The sequence below is a fragment of the Giesbergeria sinuosa genome, from assembly GCF_042652905.1.
Classification (GTDB): Bacteria; Pseudomonadota; Gammaproteobacteria; order Burkholderiales; family Burkholderiaceae_C; genus Simplicispira; species Simplicispira sinuosa.
Window position 1 is genome coordinate 301,760 of record NZ_JBHSHJ010000001.1, and the last position, 21,535, is coordinate 323,294.

Here is a 21,535-nt window from a genome sequence, read left to right on the forward strand (position 1 = left end):
GGCCATGCGATCTCGTCTGTGCCGTGCCGTGGCTGCTGGGTGGTTGGCTGCTGTGGCGGGTGCGGCACAGGCGGGGTTGGATTTAGAGACGGTCAAGCTTGCAGCCAACGGGCAATATACGCAACTTGAAACTTTGCTTGAGACCGAGGCTGCCCAGCGCCCCTTGGGCACGCGTGATCGGCATGCGCTTTGTTTTGCCTATTCCAAAACCAAACGCTACGACCGTCTGTTTGCCTGTCTGGATCAATTGGCACGGCAGGTAGCTCAAGGGGATCGGCGCACACGCCTGTTTGGTTTGGATGATGCCACGCCCGCCATTGGGCTGATGCGGGCCGAGGCCCAACTGGAGTTGGGCCTGTATCCCGAGGCTGCGGCACAGGCCAAGGCGGTGATGGACTGGATTGCCCAAGAAGGCTCTGATGATCGGGACTTTGAGTTGCAAGCCATGTCCACACGCATTGTGGCTGCAGTGATGAATGGCGAGCGCAGTGATGCAGAAAAGCTGTTGCCACGGTTGGAAAAAATGTCCACCGCCTTTCCGCTGTTTGATGACTACATTCCCGTGCGGGTGTTTGCTGTGGCCCGCAGTTTGGCGGCGCTGGGCCGATTTGCCGAGGCCGCCACTCTCTTGGAAGGCGATCGGTATTTCAAACTGCGCCGATTTTTAGACAATTTGTTCAGTGGGGCTACCTTCCAGGGCTTGAACTACTGGATGTGGGCTGATTTGCCACGCGGCTATCTGCTGGCCAAGTGCCGTCTTGAAACGGGCCGCATTTCAGAGGCCAAGGCGGATCTGGATCGGCTGCTGGCCATTCCTGCAGCCAGTGCCAACGGCGAAATCTATTGGTTGATGCTGTTTGACCGTGGTCGCATTGCCGAGCAAGAAGGCCAGATAGAAGAGGCGATTCGGTACTATCGCCAAGCCATTGAAATCATTGAGCGCCAACGGGCCACCATCCAGACCGAAATCAACAAAATCGGTTTTGTGACCGATAAGCAGACGGTGTATGCACGGCTGGTCACAGCCAGCCTGCGTGTGGGGCAGCAGGCTGAGGCACTGGAGATTGCCGAGCGGGCCAAGTCGCGTGCCTTGGTGGATTTGTTGGCTGCCAAAAAAGAGTTTGGCCCAGATACCGCCAGCGAGCTGGCTCGGTTAGAAACTGCGGACAGCGAGATCAGGGTGCAGGGGGCCACTGATGTTGCTCAAGGGCTGCGCACCCGCAGCCAGTGGAGCCAAACCACGACCGATTTGCGCCAGCGCCGACCGGCATTGGCCTCTTTGGTGACCGTGGCTCCTGCCTCATTGCAGGCGATACAGAGCCGTTTGCGCCCTAATGAGGTGCTGCTGGAGTTTTATGGCTCCAAAGACAGCTTGGTGGCTTTTGTGGCCGATGGCAAGGGGGTCAAAGCCTTTGCACTGGAGGCTGCCGGACTGGAAGAAGACGTGCGCGCCTTGCGCCGAGCCATGACGGAGCAGGAAGAAGCGGTCAATGGCTTGGCCCGCAGGCTTTACCAGCGGCTGTTGGCTCCGATGTACCAAGACTGGGCAGGCAAAGATTTGCTGATTGTGCCGCACGGTGTGCTGCATTACCTGCCGTTTTCTATGCTCCACGATGGCAGCAATGCCTTGGTAGCCAAGGCCCATTTGCGTGTGCTGCCCAGCTCCAGCGTGTTGTTGTACCTGACGATGGCCCCCCATCGGCCCACCAAACCGTTGCTGGTTTTTGGCAATCCGGATTTGGGCGATGCCAAGCTCGACCTGCCCAGCGCCGATGCCGAAGCGCGCCACATTGCCAAGGGCATGGCCCAAAGCACTTTACTGCTGCGTGCTGCGGCCACCGAGACCGCCTTTAAAGAACTGGCACCGCATTACAAGTATGTGCATGTGGCATCGCATGGTCAGTTCAACGCCAGTACCCCGCTGGCATCGCGGTTGCTGTTGGCCAAGTCTGCACAGGACGATGGTTCCCTCACGGTCAATGAGCTCTATGGCCTGCGTTTTAGTGCCGATCTGATGGTGTTGTCGGCCTGCGAGACGGGCTTGGGCCGCATCATGAGTGGTGACGATTTGGTGGGGCTGACCCGTGCCTTCCTGTATTCGGGTGCCCACAACATTGTGGCAAGCCTTTGGGAAGTTGATGATGAAACTACGGCAGAGCTGATGCAGGATTTCTATCAAGCGGTAGCCGCAGGTGTGAGCAAAACCAAGGCATTGCGCGATGCACAAAATCGGTTGCGCCTTCGCCATCCGCATCCGTTTTATTGGTCTGCCTTTTATCTGACGGGTTCTGGCGATTGAGTCGGCAAGGCAGCACTGTCTGTGCTGCCCAAACGTGACACCATCACCTGATCGATACGATAGCTGTCTACATCCAGCACCTCGAACTTGTAGCCAGCACAACTGACGCTGTCGGTGCGCCGAGGCACGCGGCGCAGCATCACCATCAAAAAACCCGCCAAGGTTTCATAATCCCCGGCGTGTGGCAGTTCGTCCAAGTTGAGTACGCGCAATACATCACCGATGGGGGTGATGCCGTCAATGAGCCAAGAGTCGGCATCGCGTTGCACAATTTGCTCTTCGTCAAAGGGCGAGACCAAATCGCCCATCACGGTGCTCATCACATCGTTGAGCGTGACCACCCCCACCACCAAGCTGTATTCGTTGACGATGACAGCAAAATCTTCGTGGGCCAGCCTGAATTGGCTCAACACTTCGGCCAAGGTGAGCCGATCGGGCATGATGAGTACTTTGCGCACCAAGCTGTCGTCTTGCAACGAGATGGGCTGGTTGTTGAGCACCCGCTGGAACAAATCTTTGGCGTCAACGTAGCCGACCACATGGTCAATGTCTCCCTCGCACACGGGATAGGTGGAAAAAGGCTCTGCTGCAATGCGCAGCCGGATCACAGCATCAGACTCATCGCGGCGGAAAAACGAAATGCGTTCACGTTGCGACATGGCGCTACTGACCATGCGGGTGCCCAGCTCAAACACATTGGTAATGACTTGTTGTTCGCTGGCTGCCAGCACGCCCGCTTTGGTGCCTGCCTCCATCATGGCCAGAATATCGTCGGAGGTGATGCGATCATCACGCAGAGAAGACAAGCCCAGCAGCCTGAACAAGGCATCGGCACAGCGGCTATAGAACCAGACCAGTGGTCGTAACAGGGCCATCCACAACAGCATGGGCCGGTGCAAGCGCAGGGCCAGTCGCTCTGGCTCGGCCATGCCCAAACGCTTGGGCAGCAGATCAGACAACAGGATGAACAGCGAAGTGATGAGTAAAAAGGAGCTGAGGAACCCGGCGGTTTGCGCTGCTGGCATAGGCAACCACCAGCCAAAAAAATCTGTCAGGTAGGGGCTGAGTGCCCCTTCGCCCACAATACCGCCCAAAATAGCGACTGCATTTTGGCCGATCTGTACCACCGTGAAATAGTCCCCCGGCTGCTCTTGGGTGCGCAGCACCCGTGCCGCACGGGCATCACCATCATCGGCCATTTGGCGCAGCCGCAAGCGCCGCGAGGCCGCCAGAGAAATCTCGGCTGCAGAGAAAAATGCGCTGGTGGCAATTAATGCAGCGATGAACAGCAGGTGGTAGATCATCTTCGGGGCAGAAACACGGGATGTGCCGGAGGGTGTGCCGCAGTGCCAGTGTAGCTGCCTGGGCAAAAACAAAGAAGCCGCCCGCAGGCGGCTAGTACGGCCCAGTGTGCCCCGTCCAGAACTCAGGCTGCACCCAAAATTTGCTGCAACTCGCCCGATTCGTACATCTCCATCATGATGTCGGAGCCACCAATAAATTCACCCTTGATGTAGAGCTGGGGAATGGTGGGCCAGTGGCTGTATTCCTTGATGCCTTGGCGGATGGCGTCATCTTCCAGCACATTGACGGTGACTACCGTTTTGGGGTCTACGCCACAGGCTTTCAAAATTTGGATGGCACGCCCTGAAAAGCCGCATTGCGGAAAGCTGGCGGTGCCTTTCATGAACAGTAGAACGTTGCTGGATTTGACCAGGGTATCGATGCGTTGTTGGGTGTCGCTCATGGGAAAGGTTTCTCTGTATCGGCTAAAAGATGCGCGATTATTTCACTGTTGCTCGGCCAATAGTACGGAGGGCATGGGCTGGTCATACTAGCGGTGTGGTTTCAGGCAGCGGCGCAGCCACGGGCAACCACAGGGTGACCGCAGTGCCAACATTCAGTGTGCTTTCAATCTGCAAGTGACCGCCACTGAGTTCCACAATTTCTTTGACGATGCTCATGCCCAGCCCCGTGCCAGGAATTTGTCCTGATGCATCGGCCCGATAGAAGCGTTCACAAACCCGGTGGAGCTGTTCAGGGGTCATGCCAATGCCCTCATCCTGCACCCGCACACCCACTTGCTGGCCCTGCCCTTCGGTGTCGGCATGGCAGTAATGCAGTTGTACCTGGCCCCCTTGTGGCGAATATTTGTAGGCATTGGACAAGATATTGAGCAGCGCCTGCTGTAGCTTTTTGCGGTCAATTTGCACCCACAGTGGCATATCGCTGGGTGGGAGTGTGGGGGCGTGGCGGTCTTGTGGTGGTTTGTAACCGGCTACCACTTCAGCCAATACGTCCTGCAACGCTACCCGCTCCAGCACAAAATCTTTGCCCCGGCGTGACTCGATACGGGCCAAATCTAGCAGCTCATTGATGATGGAGGACATCAGCTCCGATTGGCGCGAAACGGTGTCTAGCAGCTGGTTGCGTTTGGGCGCATCAAATTCGCGCATGCGCAGCAGTTCGACATAGCCATAGATGCTGGCCATAGGTGTGCGCAACTCGTGGGCTGCGGTAGACAAAAACTCACTTTTCATCCGATCGACCTCGGTTTCGTGGGTGACGTCACGGAAATACAGAATCTGCGACACCGTGGCCGTTTCGGACATGCGGATCAATACCTCAATCACCCGACTGGCAGGGGCGGCCAATTCAAAGAGCTGGCGTTGTTCATGCGCATTGGGGGCGGGCGTATCGGTTGGCTGGCGCTTCTTTTTGTGGGTGGCACGCAGGGCCGCAACACCGGGAAAGCTTGCTTGGGCCAAAGACTTGCGTGCCAGCAGCATGGAGAAGTCATTCTCATCCAGCCCGATCACCTGTTCAGACTCCAGCCCCAGCATGTGCAGAAAAGCCCGGTTGGCAAAGGCCACTTTCAGGCGTCGATTGAATAGAACAAAGCCATCGGGGCTGAGTGCGAAAATGGTGTTGAGTTGTTCTGAGCGGTCTTGCAATTCTTTGGTGCGCTGTACCACCAGCCGCTCCAGATCGAGCCGATACAGCTCTAGTTCCGTCTGGATGGCATGGCGCTCGGTAATGTCGCGCAGCAGCACCAGCACAAAAGTTTTGTCGCTCCAATAAGCCCGACTCATGCTCAATTCTGCCGGGAAGGTACTGCCGTCTTTGCAGCGCAGAATGGTTTCTAGAAAGCGCCCATTTTCACGGACTTCATCTAACAAGGCGGTGAGTTCGGTGCGGCTGTAATGGGCATCCCAATCGTGCAGGTGCATTTGCTGCATCTCGGTGGTGCTGTAGCCGAGCAGGGCCGCCGATCGCGGGTTGGCTTCGAACACACTGCCATCGGGATTCAGGATCAGTACCCCGTCGCGCTCATGTTCGAACAAGGCCCGCCGACGCGAAGCCTCCTCCACTATGTGACGTTGGGCAGTTTGTTGCTGGGCATCTTGGCGGGCAATGGTGTCTAGCAAAGCGTCAAAATGCCGCATCAGTTGTCCGAGTTCGTCCTCGTATTGGGGGGTGCCGACCCGTGCGGTGCGATTGCCCTGACCAATCGCCACCATAGTGCTGCTGATGGCGCGCAGGCGGGTGGTCAATTCATGCCCCGCGCGCAGAAACAGCATGGACAGTGCCAACATGGCCAGTGCCATTAAACCGGCTACCAGCACCAACAATACCCCCATGACCCGCAGATAAGGATCGTAGGGAAAGGCCACGGCCAACATGCCAATGCGTTGCCCATGCCCATCGCGGATGGCCTCATACCCTGTGAGGTGCAATTGATCTGCCAGCCAGGCCTTGCCCAGCCAACGTTCGCCTTGCTCTAACACCGTTTGCCGGATCTCTGGACTGACCAAAGGGTCTATGTGTTGCATGCCGCGTTGACGCTGGCGGCTGATGGCAATACGGACACCATCTACAAAGATGGCGGCCATGCCCTCGGCATCATCGGGCAGGGTGCCCACTGGGAAAATCAATTCCCGCATGTGCTCAATCAGCGAGGCATTTTGGTTGAGCAAAATGCCACCGACCAACATCACATCTGGGCTATTGACTGCCAACGGAAAATGCGCGGCAGCATTGATCAACAAGCCGCGTACGGCGGTGCCTTGATGGGGTGACGGTGGAGGTGGCGATTGGATACGTTCGGGAAACAAGGGCGAGAAAGCCGCCAACTCTGCCAGTTCAAAGCGTTCGTAGGCCACATTGGCCACCCCGATCTGGGCTTGACGAATGACATACGACGGTGGCAAACGACTGCCTTTGTGCAGCCCAGTGCTCGACCCTACGACTGTGCCATCGGCTTGGGCAATGAGCAAAAAGTCCAGTCCGCCCCCTTTGGCTGCTGTGCTCAGGGCTTCATTGATATCTTCGGCAGGTGCCCGTTGACTGAGCAATTGGTTGAGCCGCTCGGTATGCACCAACTGCTCTACCCGTAGACCCACATCGGTTTTGACCTGATCGAGGTAGTTGCGGCTACTGGCCAGGTTGCCGCGCAAATTTGACAGCAGCAGGTGGTTGGCACGCTCACCCCCCAACAAGACCAGCACGCCAATGACGATGGGAAACACCACCAGCAGCGGCATCAACCCCAATGCCAATAGCCGAAAGCGCAACGAGCCATTCCAGGCCTGTTGCCAGCGTGCCACGATGGGTAACGGGACGCTGGCAGGCAACGGAGCAGGTGCTGACGGACTCAGAACAGGTGGAGGCATAAATGAAATGGTGATGGTGCTTATGACACACGATCTGTCTACGAAGCGGTGATGCAGCGTGGTGCCGTCCCGATGGTTCCTCCTCGCAAGAATGCTCGAATTCGCACAGGGGCTGCTTTCGCATATCGCAATGAGGCCGTTGGCGCATGCTGGCGATTGGGGTGCAAGATATGGAAAGTCTGGAGCGGTGACCACCGACGAAGTTTGGTGGAAACCAAGATGCACTGTATCAAACGACTGGGTGAGCGTGTGATGTCAAGCACCTTCGAGCGCCAGGTCAATGAGCTGCATATCCGGGCAGCCATTTTGAACAAATTTACTGAACTGGGCTGTCCTCAGACGGTGGCCGTGGCATAGATACGGTTGGGATAGGAGTAGCACGTTCCAAAATTGATTTATGCAACAGCGCCCCTTGTACAGGCCGTTGGTGGTCTCGGCCAGGGCATTGTCATAGCTGTCGCCCTTGCTGCCCACCAAAGGCTGTATTGTTTCTTGCGCGGGTTTGCAGGATTTTTTGCAAATGCAAAAAATACATTGTTGTATTTTTTAAGGGTGCTACTCTTTCGTGACGTGTCCGCCGAAAAACGTAAGAGTAGGCAAAAAATTGAAGAGGAATTGGAATGCTGCGTCATATGCGAGCAATATTGGTGGCGGGTTCATTGGGTGCTACATTGAGTTGCGCCCATGCACAAATCACTGTGTTTACCCAGCCAAACTTCCAAGGCGAAAGCCTTCAGATTTCCGATAACAACTGGTCTTCTGGCGGAGCAGGCGCTCCTTGGAATGACAAGATAAAGTCTGTCAAGGTGCCGGACGGTTGGAACGTAAAATTGTATGAGCACGATAAAAGCAGGGGCAAAGTAGAGGTACTCACTAAGGATTTGGCGAAAGTTCCAGATAACTTTGGCGTCAGCAATATTGAGATCGTCTCCAGCCCCAACCACGGCTGCTACTACCAAGACAGTAAAGACTGGTCGAAGTGGACAAAGAACGGCGGCTTTGCAAAAGATGTCAAAACCGTCGACCAGTGCGTAGCTTTGGATGGTTGCATGAAGGGTGGCGGCAACAAATCTGGTGGTGGGTGCTACGTGTACGCTTCCTCACCTGCGATTGCAGCCGAGATACTGAAGAGCAGCGGCAGGAAGTAGGAGTCCCGACGATCGTGAACGGGTCGTGTCCGAATTCTGAGACGACCCCATCTACATCTACTAGGTGCATTCCATAGAAAAATCCCTCGCCATCATCTCCGTGCTGGAGGTGTGCTGGCCAGCCAAACTGATATTGGCGGGTGGATCAGTCTTCTCGTTGGTTATCGCACTGATTGGCTCTAGTCTTGTAGACAGTCTCAATTCTGGAGGAGTCTTACACACTCTGCTTCGAGGATACATTGGGCCTTTGATGTTTCTACTGGCTGCCAGTGTTCTGATAGCTTCTTGTGTTCTTGCATACAACGCCTGCCACAAGCACATCGAGAGGTACTGTTGAATATTCTCGCGCCGGGGCATCGCCGTCTAGCAGTAGGAATCTCTGGCGTTGAGCCCAGAGAGGATCTCAAGTACATCTGCTGATTAACTATCCGCCCAAGGTGGCCCTGTCCCACCTGGTTGCATCGCTCAAGGGTGTCTCGTCGAGGTTGCTGCGCCAACAGTTTGGGGACTTCCATCCGTAGCTTAAACGGCGAGGCGTTTTATGGTCGCCGTCCTACTTTGCCTCAAGCTGCGGTGGTGCGCCAATTGACATTCTTCGGCAGTACATTCAAGAGCAACAAGCGCCCCATGAGGACACCTGCGGTGTCCGCGCTTTCCACTCTGGGCTCAACCCGGAGGCTTCCCGCGCACTGGGTGAAAAATTGATGAAATTGATGAAATTGATGAAATTTCAATCCTACCTTCGGAGGGAATATGTCTTTCATGGTCAGGCTGCAGCGCCTTTGCTTGGTGGTGTTGGCAAGCTTTCTGTTGATAGCTTGCGGCCCTAAGCCTCCGGTCAAGGTGGGTTTTATTGGTGGCCTGTCTGATCGCAATTCAGACAATGGTCAAGCGGGGTTGAATGGCGTCATTTTGGCGGTGGAGCAGTTCAACCGTGCCGGAGGCTTGGATGGCCGCATGGTCGATTTGTTGGCCCGTGACGATGCACAGACCAAAGAGGTGGCTGCGCAATCGGCGCAGGAGTTGGTCGATGCCCAGGTTGAAGCGATCATTGGGCCGTTCACGAGCAGTATGGCCGAGGTGATTGTGCCCATCACAGGCCAAGCGGGTATTTTTCAGGTCAGCCCTACCATTACGTCGATGGCCTTTTATGGCCGGGATGACAACTTGTTTCGCATCAACCGTACCACCAGTGACAACGCACACGACTATGCCAAGGTCATGTTGCAGCGGGGGCAGCGCCACATTGGGGTGGCCTATGATTTGCGCAATCGTAACTTTACCGAGTCGTGGTTGGCCGAGTTCCGCCATGCCGTCACCGTTCATGGGGGGGGTAAAGTGAGTGCCGTGCCATACGAATCGGGGCCGGACACCGACTTTGCGTTGGTGATGAATCAGTTGCTGCAACACCAGCCCGATGGCCTGTTCTTCATTTCTGGGGCATTGGATGTTGCCCGGCTGGCACAGCAGGCGCGCAAACAAGCGCCACAGTTACCCATTGGTGCTGCCGAATGGGCCGCAACAGAACAATTGGTGGAATTGGGCGGGGAGGTGGTGGAGGGGTTGCTGATTGTGCAGAACTATGACCGTGATGACACTTCGCCACGTTTCCAAGAGTTTACAGAGGCCTATTTCAAACGATTTCAACGCATGCCGGGCTACAGTTCTGTGTCGGCCCATGACGCGGCCACGGTGGTATTGACGGCACTCAAAAACCGCCAACATGGCGAGACACTCAAGGCTGCCGCTCTGCGCAGCAATCCGTTTCAAGGTTTGCAGCAACAAATCACCTTTGATGCCAATGGCGATACCGCACGCAAGGTGTTTTTTACCGAAATCCACGGTGGCCGTTACGTGCAGGTGAAGTAAGCCAGCCAGCCTTCCAATTTAGCCGAGTGGGCGTTGGGCGCCAGTGCAACGCTCTATGCCCGCCAAGTCGCAGCGCGATTGCACTTGGCACAGCCCTGCTTGTGTCAGCAGGGCGCGCACGCTGGCGGCTTGGTTCCAGCCATGCTCTAGCAGTAGCCAACCGCCGGGCTTGAGGTGTGCGGGGGCTTGGATGGCGATGTCGCGGATGTCATCGAGCCCATCGGGACCACTGGCCAAGGCTTGCAGTGGTTCGTGTTGTAAGGTGGCTAAATGGGGGTCACTGCTGGCGATATAGGGCGGGTTGGAGACGATGGCATCAAAATGCCCCTGCACCCCTTGCAACCAATGGCCGTGTTGAAACCGCACCGCCAGCCCCAAGCGTTGGGCATTGGCTTGGGCCACGGCCAAGGCATTGGCACTGGCATCGAGCGCCAGCACGTGGGCATCGGGGCGCTGCTGTTGCAGTGCCAAAGCAATGGCGCCACTGCCTGTGCCCAAATCCAGCACTTGGGGGCTTGGCACCGCTTGCAGCCGTTCTAAGGCCCAATCGACCAACGTTTCGGTATCGGGGCGTGGGTCTAACACGCGTGAATCTACCTGCAAGGGCAGGCCGTAAAACTCTTTCACCCCAGTGAGGTAGGCCACGGGTTCACCTGCTGCGCGGCGCTGGCACAGGGCCAGAAATGCGGCACTGGCTGCAGTAGGCATGGTGTCGGTATCGTGGGCCAGCAGCCAAGCACGGTCATGCAGTGGACGGCCTAAAGTGTGTAGCAGCAGCATCTGGGCATCGATGCGGGCCAGCCCAGCCGTGTGCGCTTGGCGCAGGGCGGCGGCTACGGTGGTGGGGGCGAAAGCGGACATGGCCCGGTTTAACCCAATTGGTTGGCTTCGAGCTCGGCCAGTTGTTCGGCCTCGTGGGCGTGTTGCAGGGCTTGCAGCACATCGCCCAAATCGCCTTCCATCACGTAGAGCAGTTTGTACAGCGTCAGGTTGATGCGATGATCTGTCAGGCGGCCTTGTGGGAAGTTGTAGGTGCGTATGCGGTCGCTGCGGTCGCCGCTGCCAATCAAGCCTTTGCGTAAAGCGGCTTCTTTGGCGGCGCGTTCGCTGCGTTCTTTTTCTTGGATGCGTGCTTGCAGCACTTGCAAGGCTTTGGCTTTGTTGCTGTGTTGGCTGCGGCCATCTTGGCATTCGGCCACGATGCCGGTGGGCAAATGCACCACGCGCACGGCAGAGTCGGTTTTGTTGATGTGCTGGCCGCCCGCACCGCTGGCGCGGAAGGTGTCGATGCGTAAATCAGCCGGGTTGAGCTTGATGGCTTCGGTTTCGTCGGGTTCGGGCATCACGGCCACGGTGCAGGCACTGGTGTGGATGCGGCCTTGGGTTTCGGTGGCAGGCACGCGCTGCACCCGGTGGCCGCCCGATTCAAATTTGAGCGCCCCATAGACGTGATCGCCCACGATACGCAAGACGATTTCTTTGTAGCCGCCTAACTCGGCGGCGTTTTCGCTCACGGTTTCGACTTTCCAACCCACGTTGGCAGCGTAGCGCATATACATGCGGGCCAAATCTCCGGCAAACAGCGCCGATTCATCGCCCCCCGTGCCGGCGCGGATTTCTAAAAAGGCGTTGCGGCCATCGTCGGGGTCTTTGGGCAGCAGCAGGCGTTGCAGTTCATCTTCCAATTGCGCCAGTTCGGCGTTGGCGCTGGCGATTTCTTCTTGTGCCATCTCGGCCATGTCGGGGTCGGCCAGCATGTCTTGTGCTCCGGCCAAATCGCTTTCGCGTTGCAGGTAGCGCCGGTAGCGGCCCGCAATGGCGGTGACTTCGGCGTGCTCGCGCGACAGGACGCGGTATTGGGCCATATCGGCCATGATGTCATCGCGCGAGAGCAAAAAGTCTAGCTCGCCCAGGCGCTGGGCGTAACGCTCCAGTTGGCTTCTCAAAAAAGGTTTCATCGGGGGAAATCGTGAAGGCCAAGTGCCCACGGGGCGCTGGCAGTAGCAAAAAAATAGGCTGCCTTAATTGGCTACGCTAACGGCGACCGGGGCTTTGCTGTTGGCGCAGGAACAGGCGCGAGACGGTGCGCGCCGTTTGCTGCCGGGTGGCTGCATCGCCTGCATGCAGTTCGGCCAGAGTGCCGTGCAAGAGCTTGTTGGTCAGCCCTTTGGCCAGTGCATCGAGCACCGTTTGGACATCGTCGCCTTGCGCCAGGCGCTTGTGGGCACGGGCAATTTCTGCCGCTTGCCATGCTTCGGTTTGGGCGTGGATTTGCTGGATCAGGGGCACGACACCATGCTGTGGGTCGCGCTCGTCCAGCCAGTGCATAAAACTTTGCACCCCAGCATCGATGATGGCTTCGGCCTGGGCCACGGCGGCTTGGCGGTTGGCCTGTGCGGTTTGCACCACGCTGGCCAAGTCATCCACGGTGTAGAGGTAGACATCCTCCAGCGCCTTGACTTCGGGCTCGATGTCGCGCGGCACGGCCAAATCGACCATGAACATGGGGCGGTGGCGGCGTTTTTTCAGGGCACGTTCTACTGCACCCAAACCGACGATGGGCAAGCTGCTGGCGGTGCAACTGACCACGATGTCGAACTCGTGCAGGCGCTCGGGCAAATCGGCCAAGCGCATCACCTCGCCACCAAAGCGGGAGGCTAACTTTTCGCCGCGTTCTAGGGTGCGGTTGGCAATGGCGATGGTTTGTGGGCTACGGGCGGCAAAGTGCGTGGCCGTGAGCTCAATCATCTCACCAGCACCGACAAACAACACCTTGGTGCGGGCTAAATCTTCAAACAACTGACTGGCCAAGCGCACTGCGGCGGCGGCCATGCTGATGGAGTGTGCGCCAATCTCGGTTGAGGTGCGTACCTCTTTGGCCACGGCAAAGCTGCGCTGGAACAGTTGATTGAGCGTGGAGCCTAAAGCGCCCGCGTCTTCGGCGGCGCGCACGGCACTTTTCATTTGGCCCAAAATTTGCGGCTCGCCCAGCACCATCGAATCCAGGCCGCTGGCCACGCGAAAGGCATGGCGGGCTGCGGGGCCGTTTTGCAGCACATAAGAATGCGAACGCAACACATCGGGGTTGACGCCACCACTGTGGGCCAGCCAGCCAAAGGTGCGCTCTAGGGCGCGTGGGTCGCCTGCACAGTAAATCTCGGTGCGGTTGCAGGTGGACAAAATGGCCGACTCAATGCCCTGCTGTGGGCTGTCGGGGGCCAGTGCCTGACGCAAGCCATGCAGCGTGGGGGCGATTTGGTCGAGCGCAAACGCAAAGCGGCCACGCAGGTCGAGCGGCGCGGTGGTGTGGTTGATGCCTAAAGCCCAGACTGCCATATTGGCCGGGATTATAAATTTTTACCATTGCTCCCAGCAGTGTTTATCCCACTGGCATTGCTGGGCAGTGGGATGGGCCATTAAACATGGCTGAACAGATACAGCCCGGCCGCACTGCACAAGCTGCCCAGACCGGCCAGCGCCCAGTGCTGATAGCGGGCCGCTTGGTAACGCAGGGCCAGCCCCAAGGCCATGCCGCCAAAGTGCAATGCTGCTGTGGTCAACATAAAACCCAAGGCATAAGCACCAAAACCGGTGTCTGGGGCTTCAGCGCCATGCGCCATGCCATGCAGCACTGCCGCTGCGGCTACCAAGCCCAGCCCCACCCCCGGCGGCAAAGGCTGCCGTGCCAGCACCAGCATGGCCCCAAACAGCACCACCGATAAAGCGATGCCATGCTCCAACCCCGGCAGCAGCAAACCCGAAGCGCCCAAGCCAGCCCCCAATACCAGTGCCAGCAAAAAAGCTGCTGGCCCCCACCATGCCCGCTGCCGGGGCAGCACCGAGACCGACCAGACCCCCACCGCCACCATCGCCAGCAGGTGGTCTAGGCCCAGTGGATGCACCATACCCGTCCATAGCCCGGAGGTGCCATGCCCGGTATGCGCTTGTGCTGTGCCCACCCCCAAGGCCAGCCCGGCCAGCAGAAGGGTGCGGATGCGGGGTACAGAAACAAATGCCATATTCAAACTCCACCGAATCAAAAATTGTTGCCAGCTAGGTGCGTAACCACTGCGCGGCCCAATCCAGTGCTTGGGCCAAGCGCGTTTGCGCGGTAGCACTGGGGGGCTGGCCTAACTCCCAACTCTCGCCAGGAATCGCCAAAAGCCAACTGGGGGGTGGCGCATGGCCCTGCACATCAGTAAAGACTTGCAATAGCGCCGCCGGGCTCATGGCATGGGTGGTGTAGCTGCTATCACGGGCTGGGTGCAAGGGCGCACAACGGAAGGGTGGCTGCACGCCATCCGACACGCCACAAGAAGCATCAACAAACAAAATGCGCTGCCGCCCCAACAAATCCAAGCTGTGTTCTATCTGCAACTGAAAATCCGTCAGGCACTCTACCTGCGGTAAATTCATGGCTTGCACGGCTTCGGCAAACAGTGGGCCCAAGGCATCATCGCCCCGGCTGGGGTTGCCCCACGCAAAAACCAAGGTATTGGCAGGCATGGGCAGGCTTAGGCCTTATATTGGCGGTCTAACTCGCGCCCTTGGGCATCCAGCAGCACCACCTCCAGCGGCATTTTGCCCAGCGCATGGGTGGCACAAGACAGGCAGGGGTCGTAAGCGCGAATCGCCACTTCGATATGGTTGAGCAGCCCTTCGGTGATCTGTTGACCGTCAAGATACTTTTTGGCCACCTCGCGTACGGCGGTGTTCATGGCGTGGTTGTTGTTGGTGGTCGAAACGATAAGGTTTGCCATCGTGACCAAATCGTTCTCATCGACTTGGTAGTGGTGGAACAGCGTGCCACGGGGTGCTTCAATCACGCCCACCCCTTCGCGCTGGCGCTGGCCGGTCACTAGCAAATCACTGCCTTCGATGTCGTCGTCGTGCAGCAACTCTTTGATCATTTCGGCGGCAAACAACATCTCGATCATGCGCGCCCAGTGGTAGCCCAGGGAGGCGTGCATCGGCTCGCTACCCGCATAGGCAGCCAACTCGCGCCGTTCATGCTCGGCAAAGGGGGTGGGAATGTGGTCGCAGGTTTGCACCCGCGCTAATGGCCCCACCCGATACCAACCCTGCTCGGGGCCGAGTTGGGTCAGGTAGGGGAACTTCATGTAGCTCCACGGCTTGACTTCCTCGGTGATGAGGCGGTCGTAGGTTTGGTAGTCCACATGGTCAAACAGAATCTGGCCTTCGGCATTTTTAGCGCGCAGGCCACCGTGGTACAGGTCTAAATCCCCATTGGGCGCGACCAGCCCCATGAAATGGGAGCGGAAGCTGCCAAACTGGTCATACAGCGCCGGATTTTGCTGGTGCAACTCCTTAATGATTTTGACGGCCTCGCGGCTCCAGGCAATCATCTGGTAGCTGTCTTTGAGCAGTTCTTGGCGCTCGGCCCCGGTCAAAGAGCGGTTGACACCGCCGGGCACAGAGCCGGTGCCATGCACGCGCTTGCCTGCCGTCAGGCGAATCACCTCTTGGCCGTATTTGCGCAGCAAAATGCCTTGTTTGGCAATGTCGGGGTATTTGGCGGCCACGCCCACAATGTTGCGCTGCGCTACTTCGGAGTCAAAGCCAAACAGCAGGTCGGGCGACGAGAGGTGAAAGAAGTGCAGCGCGTGCGATTGCAGTATCTGGCCGTAGTGCATCAAGCGGCGCATTTTTTCTGCGGTGGGCGTGAGCTGCTTGGCCCCGACAATCACATCCAGCGCCTTGCTGGCGGCCAAATGGTGCGACACCGGGCAAATACCGCACAGGCGTTGCACCATCACCGGCACTTCCCAATAGGGCCGCCCTTGGATGAAACGCTCAAAGCCGCGAAACTCGACAATGTGCAGCCGTACCTGATGCACCTTGTTGTTTTCATCCAGCAGCAGGGTGACTTTGCCGTGCCCCTCAACGCGAGAGACCGGGTCAATCGCCACACGGCGCAAAGATTCGCTGGCAACAGAGGCAGTTTCGAGTTCAAAGCTCATGGCGGTTCTCGGTGGCGGTGGGCGGCAAAGGCTCAGTCGTAGTGCAGCAGGCCGTGGCCCAAGGTAGGCTCTTTGCCTGCTATCAGATCGTTGAGGAACGACCAAATGGCATCGCCCGAAGGTGGGCAGCCGGGCAAAAAGTAGTCAATCTTGACGATTTCATGCACCGGATGCACTTGGTTGAGCGGCAAGGGCAATTCGGGGTCGTTGGGGATGCGGCTGCCGGGGGCTAAGCCGTGCCCGGTGCGGTAGACCTCTTGCAAAATATCGCTCAGGGGCAGGTGGTTGCGTTGCGCTGGCAAGCCCCCATTGACGGCACAAGCCCCCATTGCCACCAAAATTTTGCAGTTGTCGCGAAACTCGCGCAGCACATGCACGTTTTCGGCGTTGCAGATGCCGCCCTCAATCAGGCCAATATCGCAAGGGCCACAGTGTTTGATGTCGGTGATGGGGGAGCGGTCAAACTCGACCAATTCGAGCAACGGTAGCAGGCGCTCGTCGATGTCTAAAAAGGACATGTGGCAGCCAAAACAGCCCGCCAGCGATACCGTGGCAACTTTGAGTTTAGCGGCGGCCATTAGGGTTTCTCCTCCGCCGTTGGGGCTGTGGCGGCCACGCTGGCGCTGATGGGCTGGGCATCGTAGGTGCGCTGGCCGATGGGCACGGCAAAGCCGACCTTCTTGGGCAAAATCACGCCCACGGGGCAAACGTGGGCGGCGCGGTCGGTGGCGGCAAAGTCGGTGTCGGCCAATTGGCCCGATTCGCTATTCACAATCAGGTGCGATTGCACGCCGCGCCCCGACAGGGCAAACACGTTTTTGCCATCCACTTCGTGGCTGGCACGCACGCACAGCTCGCACATGATGCAACGGTTGAAGTCCAGCAGCACCTCAGGGTGCGAGGCATCGACCGGGCGGTCGGGGTAGAAATGGTCAAAATGCGGGGTCAGCATGCCCATTTCATAGGCCGTGGCTTGCAGCACGCAGTTGCCGCTTTTCTCACACGAGGGGCAAAAGTGGTTGCCCTCGACAAACAGCAGTTGCAGCAGCGTGCGGCGTTTGTCGCGCAATTCGTCGGTTTGGTTGTCCACTTCCATACCCGCCGTGGCCCGGGTGGTACAAGCGGTGGTGAAGCGCCCGCCCACTTTGACGGTACACAGCTTGCACGAGCCATGCGCTGTGAAATCGGGGTGCCAGCACAGGTGTGGGATGTATTTGCCTGCCGTGGTGGCGGCTTGCATCAGCGTTTGGCCGGAGGCAAACGGCACTTCCTCGCCGTCGAGCAGAAAGGTGTGGTTCATGGCTGTGGCTCGCTGGAAAGGTGGGCGCTGAGGTTGTCGCTCAGGTGGGCTTCGGCATCGTCACGGGCCGTCATGCGCCGCGCTTGCGACAAGGCTGCGTCCAAATCAAACGCGGGTTCGTACTCGGGCGAATGCAAGCGGCGCTCAAACGCCGGGCGGAACTTGTGCAGCATGTCTTGCAGCGCAATGGTGGCGGTGTTGCCCAAGCCGCAATGGCTGGCCCCTTGCATCAGGCGGTACATACGCTGCATCTCGTCCAAATCGTAAGGCGAGCCGTGGTCGTTGGCCAGCTTGTTCAGCAGCCGCACATTCACCGCCGTGCCGACGCGGCAGGGGGTGCAGAAGCCGCAACTTTCGTGGGCAAAGAACTGGGCAAAATTTTGCGCCACATCAAAAATATCGCGCCGCTGGTCAAACACCATGATGGAGCCGCCGGTAGCTACATCTTCAAAGGCAATGTGGCGGCCAAATTCGTCGGCTGCCAAGCAATGCCCGGCGGCCCCAGCACTGGTGACGGCTTGGGTATCGCGCGCGCCACAATCGGCCAAAATTTCGGCAATCGTGACCCCAAACGGGTACTCGTAAATGCCGGGGCGCTCGACATCGCCCGATACCGAGAGCAATTTGGTGCCGGTAGAGGCCGGGGTGCCAATGGCACGGAACCATTCACCACCCTGCACGGCAATCAACGAGGCCAAGGCCAGCGTTTCGACATTGTTTACCGTGGTGGGCTGGCCCAAATAACCATGCGTGACCGGGAAGGGGGGGCGAATGCGCGGCTTGCCGGGTTTGCCTTCAAGCGATTCAATCAGCGCCGACTCTTCGCCACAAATGTAAGCACCCGCGCCCACATGGATGTCAATATCAAAGCTAAAGCCCTTACCCAAAATGTTACGCCCGAGCAGTCCGGCCTCACGCCGCTGCTCTAGCCGGGTTTCTAGCTTTTCGAGCAAGAAGCGGTATTCACCGCGCAGGTAAATCAGCCCTTGGTTGGCCCCTATCGCCATACCGGCAATGCACATGCCATCGACCACCAAGTCAAAATAGGAGCTGAGCAGCACCCGGTCTTTGAAGGTGCCGGGTTCGCCCTCGTCGGCATTGCAGACCACATAGTGTGCATCGCCCCACGCATCACGGCACGAGCGCCATTTGATGTCGCTGCCAAACCCGGCACCACCACGGCCACGCAGGCCGGAGCGTTCAATCTCGGCCAGCAGGCCGGATGGGCCACGCGCTAAAGCGGCTGCCAGCGCCTCGCCCGGCTGCAAGCTGCTGCCGAGCAACACATCGCGGCGGCGGATGTTGTCTTCTACGTGGAACCATTCGGGCGGCCAATCACCTACCGGCACGCGCCGCCGAATCAGGTGCGCCATTTGGTCGATGCGCTCTAGCGTCATGTGGGTCAGGGCGCGGTAATTGGCCAACACCGCTGGGCCTTGGTCACACAGGCCGGTACAAGAGGTGGTGTCGACACTGACCAGCCCATCTTCGGACACATGGCCCGGCTCGAGCCAGAGTTTTTGGCACAGCGCACGCATCAGGTCGCGGCTGTCCAACATTCGGTCGGTGATGTTGTCGGAGAATAGGATGCGGTACTCACCCAAAGGCCGGGTGTGGAAGAAGCTGTAAAAGCCCGCCGTGCTTTCTACCCGCGCTCGGGGCCAGCCAACGCCATCGGCAATGTAGCTCAGGGTTTGCGGCGACAGCCAACCCAAAGCATCTTGCACCTCGCGCAAAATTTGCACCAAACGAGTGCCATCACGCCCATGCCGTTCGAGAATGGAGTCAAGATTTGCGGTCAATGCAACCTCCTGCGCTATGGCTGCAATCTACCGCAGATTGGGGCTTTTGGGGGGCATGGGTAAACCCGCTTGCACAATCAGGGGCAAAACAACGAAGGTCAACGCCATGCATGAATTGTCTTTGGCCGAAAGCATGGTGCAGCTGATAGAAGCCACGCAACAGCGCGAGGGGTTTCGCCGCGTGTGCGTGGTGCATCTGGATGTGGGTGAACTGGCCTGTGTGGAGCCTCGGGCGTTGGAGTTTGCCTTCACTTCGGCCAGTGCGGGCACTTGCGCCGAAGGGGCTAAGTTGGCACTACGATATGTGCCCGGCGCAGGTGTGTGTCCCGGTTGTGGTAACCACGCCGCCATGCCTACCTTATACGAGTGCTGCCCCGCCTGCCAAGCCCACCCCTTAACCGCTGTGGCGGGCACGCAAATGCAGCTTCGGGATTTGGATGTTGTGGATTAAACCGGAAGGAAAACCTATCTATGTGCAGCACTTGCGGTTGTGATGGCGATGGCGCCACGATAGAGCACCACCACGGACACCACCATCATCACCATGCTGTGGAGGGTTGCCACACGCACAGCCATAGCACCGCCCCCGAGGCTGAACGGGTGCGCCGGGTGGCGGTGGAGCAAGATTTGCTGGCGCGTAACAATGCCCAAGCGGCAGCGAATCGGCAGCTTTTTACCCAAGCCGGGGTGTTGGCGCTCAATTTGGTCTCTAGCCCCGGCTCGGGCAAGACCACCCTGCTGGTCAAAACGATTGAGCGGCTGGCCGGTCAATGGCCCGTAGCGGTGATTGAGGGCGACCAACAAACCAGCTTGGATGCCCAGCGCATCCGCGCCACTGGCGCACCAGCCAGCCAAATCAACACTGGCAAGGGCTGCCATTTGGATGCCACGATGGTGGCCGATGCCTTGCCCGCTTTGCCCTTGGCAGCGGGTGGCCTGCTGTTGATTGAAAACGTCGGCAACTTAGTCTGCCCAGCGGCGTTTGACTTGGGCGAAGCCCACAAGGTGGTGGTGTTGTCCGTGACCGAAGGCGAGGACAAGCCGCTCAAATACCCTGATATGTTCCGCGCCGCCGATGTGATGCTGCTGAACAAATGCGATTTACTGCCCCATTTGAATTTTGATGTGGCCCAAGCCGAAGCCTATGCACGCCAAGTGCATCCGGCCATCCGCATTATTCGGTTGTCGGCCACCAGCGGCGAAGGCATGGATGAATGGCTGGCTTGGCTGCAACAGCAAGCGCAAGCGTGCCAAGTGATTGCTGCCGCCTTGGGTGGTGGGCGGGCTGCGGCTGCCTCAAGCCTAGCTTAAAGCGGATGCTGGCGGCCTGTGCTTCACCGCATCGAACATGGCTTGCCCTTGCCCCCCGGCCCGCCGGTGCTGGCTTTGGGGGCGTGGTTCAAAAATACGGTGTGTGCTGCCAGTGCCACCCAAGCCTTTCTTTCTTACACCGTGGGTGATTTGGACAGCCCAGAGGCGTGTCGTGCCCATGAAGACACAGCACGCGCCTTGCTCACTGGGTTGCAACAGCAAACCGGCCAACAACCCCAAGGCATCGCCCACGACCTGCACCCGGATTTTTATTCCAGCCGCTTGGCCGCCACGCTGGCCCAAGAAATGGGCCTGCCCTTGCTGGCGGTGCAACACCACCACGCGCACATTGCTGCCATCTGTGCCGAACATGGCTGGCAAGGGCCGGTGTTGGGGTTGGCGCTGGACGGCGTGGGTTGGGGCCACGATGGCACGGCGTGGGGTGGGGAACTGTTGCAAGTCCACGGCAGCCATTGCCAACGCTTGGGGCATTTGCACCCGCTGGCCTTGCCGGGGGGCGACCGGGCAGCGCAAGAGCCTTGGCGCATGGCCGCAGCAGCTTTGCACGCCTTGGGCCGGGGGCGTGATATTCCAGTGCGTTTTGCCCAACACAGTGCGGCGGCTGGAGTGGTACAACTGTTGGTGCGGGGTGTGCGTTGCCCGGCCAGCTCTAGCATGGGGCGCTTGTTTGATGCGGCGGCCGGTTTGCTGGGGCTGTGCCATGTCATGCACACCGAGGCCGAAGCCGCTATTGCGCTAGAGCAAGCGGCCAAAGCCTATGGCCCCTGTGCGCCCTTGGCCCAAGGCTGGCTGCTGCAAGCCAATGGGCAACTCAGCCTGCTGCCCCTGTTGGCGGCGCTGGCCGATGAGCCCGATGCAGGCCGAGGGGCTGCCTACTTTCATGCGACGGTGGCCGCCGCTTTGTGCGCTTGGTTAGAACAGGCCATCGCCAGCACCGGGATTACCACGGTGGCGCTGGGTGGGGGGTGCTGGTTCAATCAATATCTGTTGACGGCCATGCGCCAACACTGTGCTGCACGCGGCTGGCGCTGCCTAGAAGCCCAGACCCTGCGCCCCGGCGATAGCGCCATTGCCTTGGGCCAAACGTGGGTCGCCCGCGCTGGGCTGCAAGACTACCCCAAAGGATAAATA

At 58.7% G+C, this 21,535-nt stretch carries 18 protein-coding genes and 2 pseudogenes; 8 read left to right on the forward strand and 12 right to left on the reverse strand.

Annotated features, from left to right (window positions below):
• Positions 1–4 precede the first annotated feature (4 nt).
• The gene (locus ACFO6X_RS01335) at positions 5–2,299 is read left to right on the forward strand and encodes a CHAT domain-containing protein (RefSeq protein WP_382429272.1); all 2,295 of its coding nucleotides are present in this window, start codon (positions 5–7) and stop codon (positions 2,297–2,299) included.
• Here ACFO6X_RS01335 and paeA read toward each other — a convergent pair.
• The 3 genes from paeA to ACFO6X_RS01350 all read right to left on the reverse strand — a co-directional run bounded on the left by paeA (position 2,275) and on the right by ACFO6X_RS01350 (position 6,972).
• The gene (gene paeA, locus ACFO6X_RS01340; RefSeq protein WP_382429274.1) at positions 2,275–3,603 is read right to left on the reverse strand and encodes a polyamine export protein PaeA; all 1,329 of its coding nucleotides are present in this window, start codon (positions 3,601–3,603) and stop codon (positions 2,275–2,277) included. The two genes, ACFO6X_RS01335 and paeA, sit on opposite strands and share 25 nt — an antisense overlap.
• Positions 3,604–3,725: 122 nt before the next feature.
• Positions 3,726–4,046 (reverse strand): Grx4 family monothiol glutaredoxin, encoded by a 321-nt coding sequence (gene grxD, locus ACFO6X_RS01345; protein WP_382429276.1) that lies wholly within the window; start codon positions 4,044–4,046, stop codon positions 3,726–3,728.
• A gap of 82 nt (positions 4,047–4,128) precedes the next feature.
• Positions 4,129–6,972, reverse strand: coding sequence for an ATP-binding protein (locus ACFO6X_RS01350; protein ID WP_382429278.1), 2,844 nt, complete (start codon positions 6,970–6,972; stop codon positions 4,129–4,131).
• 9 nt (positions 6,973–6,981) lie between these two features.
• Between ACFO6X_RS01350 and ACFO6X_RS01355 the strand changes: the two are divergent.
• From ACFO6X_RS01355 to ACFO6X_RS01370, 4 genes and pseudogenes are all read left to right on the forward strand, one after another.
• A pseudogene (locus ACFO6X_RS01355) lies at positions 6,982–7,329 on the forward strand (transposase); the annotation flags it as partial.
• Between the two features lie 263 nt (positions 7,330–7,592).
• Positions 7,593–8,120: a beta/gamma crystallin domain-containing protein gene (locus ACFO6X_RS01360; protein WP_382429280.1), complete on the forward strand. Its 528-nt coding sequence runs from the start codon at positions 7,593–7,595 to the stop codon at positions 8,118–8,120.
• Positions 8,121–8,527: 407 nt separating this feature from the next.
• Positions 8,528–8,749 (forward strand): annotated as a pseudogene (gene tnpA, locus ACFO6X_RS01365) (IS200/IS605 family transposase); the annotation flags it as partial.
• Positions 8,750–8,873: 124 nt separating this feature from the next.
• Complete coding sequence (locus ACFO6X_RS01370; RefSeq protein WP_382429282.1) at positions 8,874–9,989, forward strand: ABC transporter substrate-binding protein; 1,116 nt, start codon at positions 8,874–8,876, stop codon at positions 9,987–9,989.
• An 18-nt stretch (positions 9,990–10,007) separates the two neighbouring features.
• Here ACFO6X_RS01370 and prmC read toward each other — a convergent pair whose 3' ends face one another.
• The 9 genes from prmC to ACFO6X_RS01415 all read right to left on the reverse strand — a co-directional run bounded on the left by prmC (position 10,008) and on the right by ACFO6X_RS01415 (position 19,072).
• Positions 10,008–10,850, reverse strand: a complete 843-nt coding sequence (gene prmC / locus ACFO6X_RS01375) for a peptide chain release factor N(5)-glutamine methyltransferase (protein WP_382429284.1) — start codon at positions 10,848–10,850, stop codon at positions 10,008–10,010.
• A gap of 8 nt (positions 10,851–10,858) precedes the next feature.
• A complete protein-coding gene (gene prfA / locus ACFO6X_RS01380) occupies positions 10,859–11,947 on the reverse strand; it encodes a peptide chain release factor 1 (RefSeq protein WP_382429286.1) in 1,089 nt (362 codons plus the stop codon).
• A gap of 76 nt (positions 11,948–12,023) precedes the next feature.
• Positions 12,024–13,325 (reverse strand): glutamyl-tRNA reductase, encoded by a 1,302-nt coding sequence (gene hemA / locus ACFO6X_RS01385; RefSeq protein WP_382429288.1) that lies wholly within the window; start codon positions 13,323–13,325, stop codon positions 12,024–12,026.
• 80 nt (positions 13,326–13,405) lie between these two features.
• Entirely contained in the window at positions 13,406–14,008 is a 603-nt protein-coding gene (locus ACFO6X_RS01390; protein ID WP_382429290.1) for a HupE/UreJ family protein, read from the reverse strand.
• A 34-nt stretch (positions 14,009–14,042) separates the two neighbouring features.
• Positions 14,043–14,495 carry a hydrogenase maturation protease gene (locus ACFO6X_RS01395; RefSeq protein ID WP_382429292.1) on the reverse strand — a complete coding sequence of 151 codons (453 nt, stop codon included), beginning with the start codon at positions 14,493–14,495 and terminating at the stop codon, positions 14,043–14,045.
• 8 nt (positions 14,496–14,503) lie between these two features.
• A complete protein-coding gene (locus ACFO6X_RS01400; protein ID WP_382429294.1) occupies positions 14,504–15,970 on the reverse strand; it encodes a Ni/Fe hydrogenase subunit alpha in 1,467 nt (488 codons plus the stop codon).
• Between the two features lie 32 nt (positions 15,971–16,002).
• Positions 16,003–16,548, reverse strand: coding sequence for an NADH-quinone oxidoreductase subunit B family protein (locus ACFO6X_RS01405; protein WP_382429296.1), 546 nt, complete (start codon positions 16,546–16,548; stop codon positions 16,003–16,005).
• Positions 16,548–17,270 carry a 2Fe-2S iron-sulfur cluster-binding protein gene (locus ACFO6X_RS01410; RefSeq protein WP_382429298.1) on the reverse strand — a complete coding sequence of 241 codons (723 nt, stop codon included), beginning with the start codon at positions 17,268–17,270 and terminating at the stop codon, positions 16,548–16,550. Before ACFO6X_RS01410 ends, ACFO6X_RS01405 begins: the two co-directional genes overlap by 1 nt.
• Positions 17,267–19,072: an NAD(P)H-dependent oxidoreductase subunit E gene (locus ACFO6X_RS01415; protein ID WP_382429300.1), complete on the reverse strand. Its 1,806-nt coding sequence runs from the start codon at positions 19,070–19,072 to the stop codon at positions 17,267–17,269. The genes ACFO6X_RS01410 and ACFO6X_RS01415 overlap by 4 nt, the downstream gene beginning before the upstream one ends.
• A gap of 106 nt (positions 19,073–19,178) precedes the next feature.
• Between ACFO6X_RS01415 and ACFO6X_RS01420 the strand changes: the two genes are divergently transcribed.
• The 3 genes from ACFO6X_RS01420 to ACFO6X_RS01430 are packed head-to-tail and all read left to right on the forward strand — an operon-like array spanning position 19,179 to position 21,532.
• Positions 19,179–19,523, forward strand: coding sequence for a hydrogenase maturation nickel metallochaperone HypA/HybF (locus ACFO6X_RS01420; protein ID WP_382429302.1), 345 nt, complete (start codon positions 19,179–19,181; stop codon positions 19,521–19,523).
• Positions 19,524–19,543: 20 nt separating this feature from the next.
• Positions 19,544–20,383 (forward strand): hydrogenase nickel incorporation protein HypB, encoded by an 840-nt coding sequence (gene hypB, locus ACFO6X_RS01425; protein WP_382429304.1) that lies wholly within the window; start codon positions 19,544–19,546, stop codon positions 20,381–20,383.
• Positions 20,384–20,401: 18 nt separating this feature from the next.
• Positions 20,402–21,532: a Kae1-like domain-containing protein gene (locus tag ACFO6X_RS01430; protein WP_382429306.1), complete on the forward strand. Its 1,131-nt coding sequence runs from the start codon at positions 20,402–20,404 to the stop codon at positions 21,530–21,532.
• The last annotated feature ends 3 nt before the right edge of the window (positions 21,533–21,535 follow it).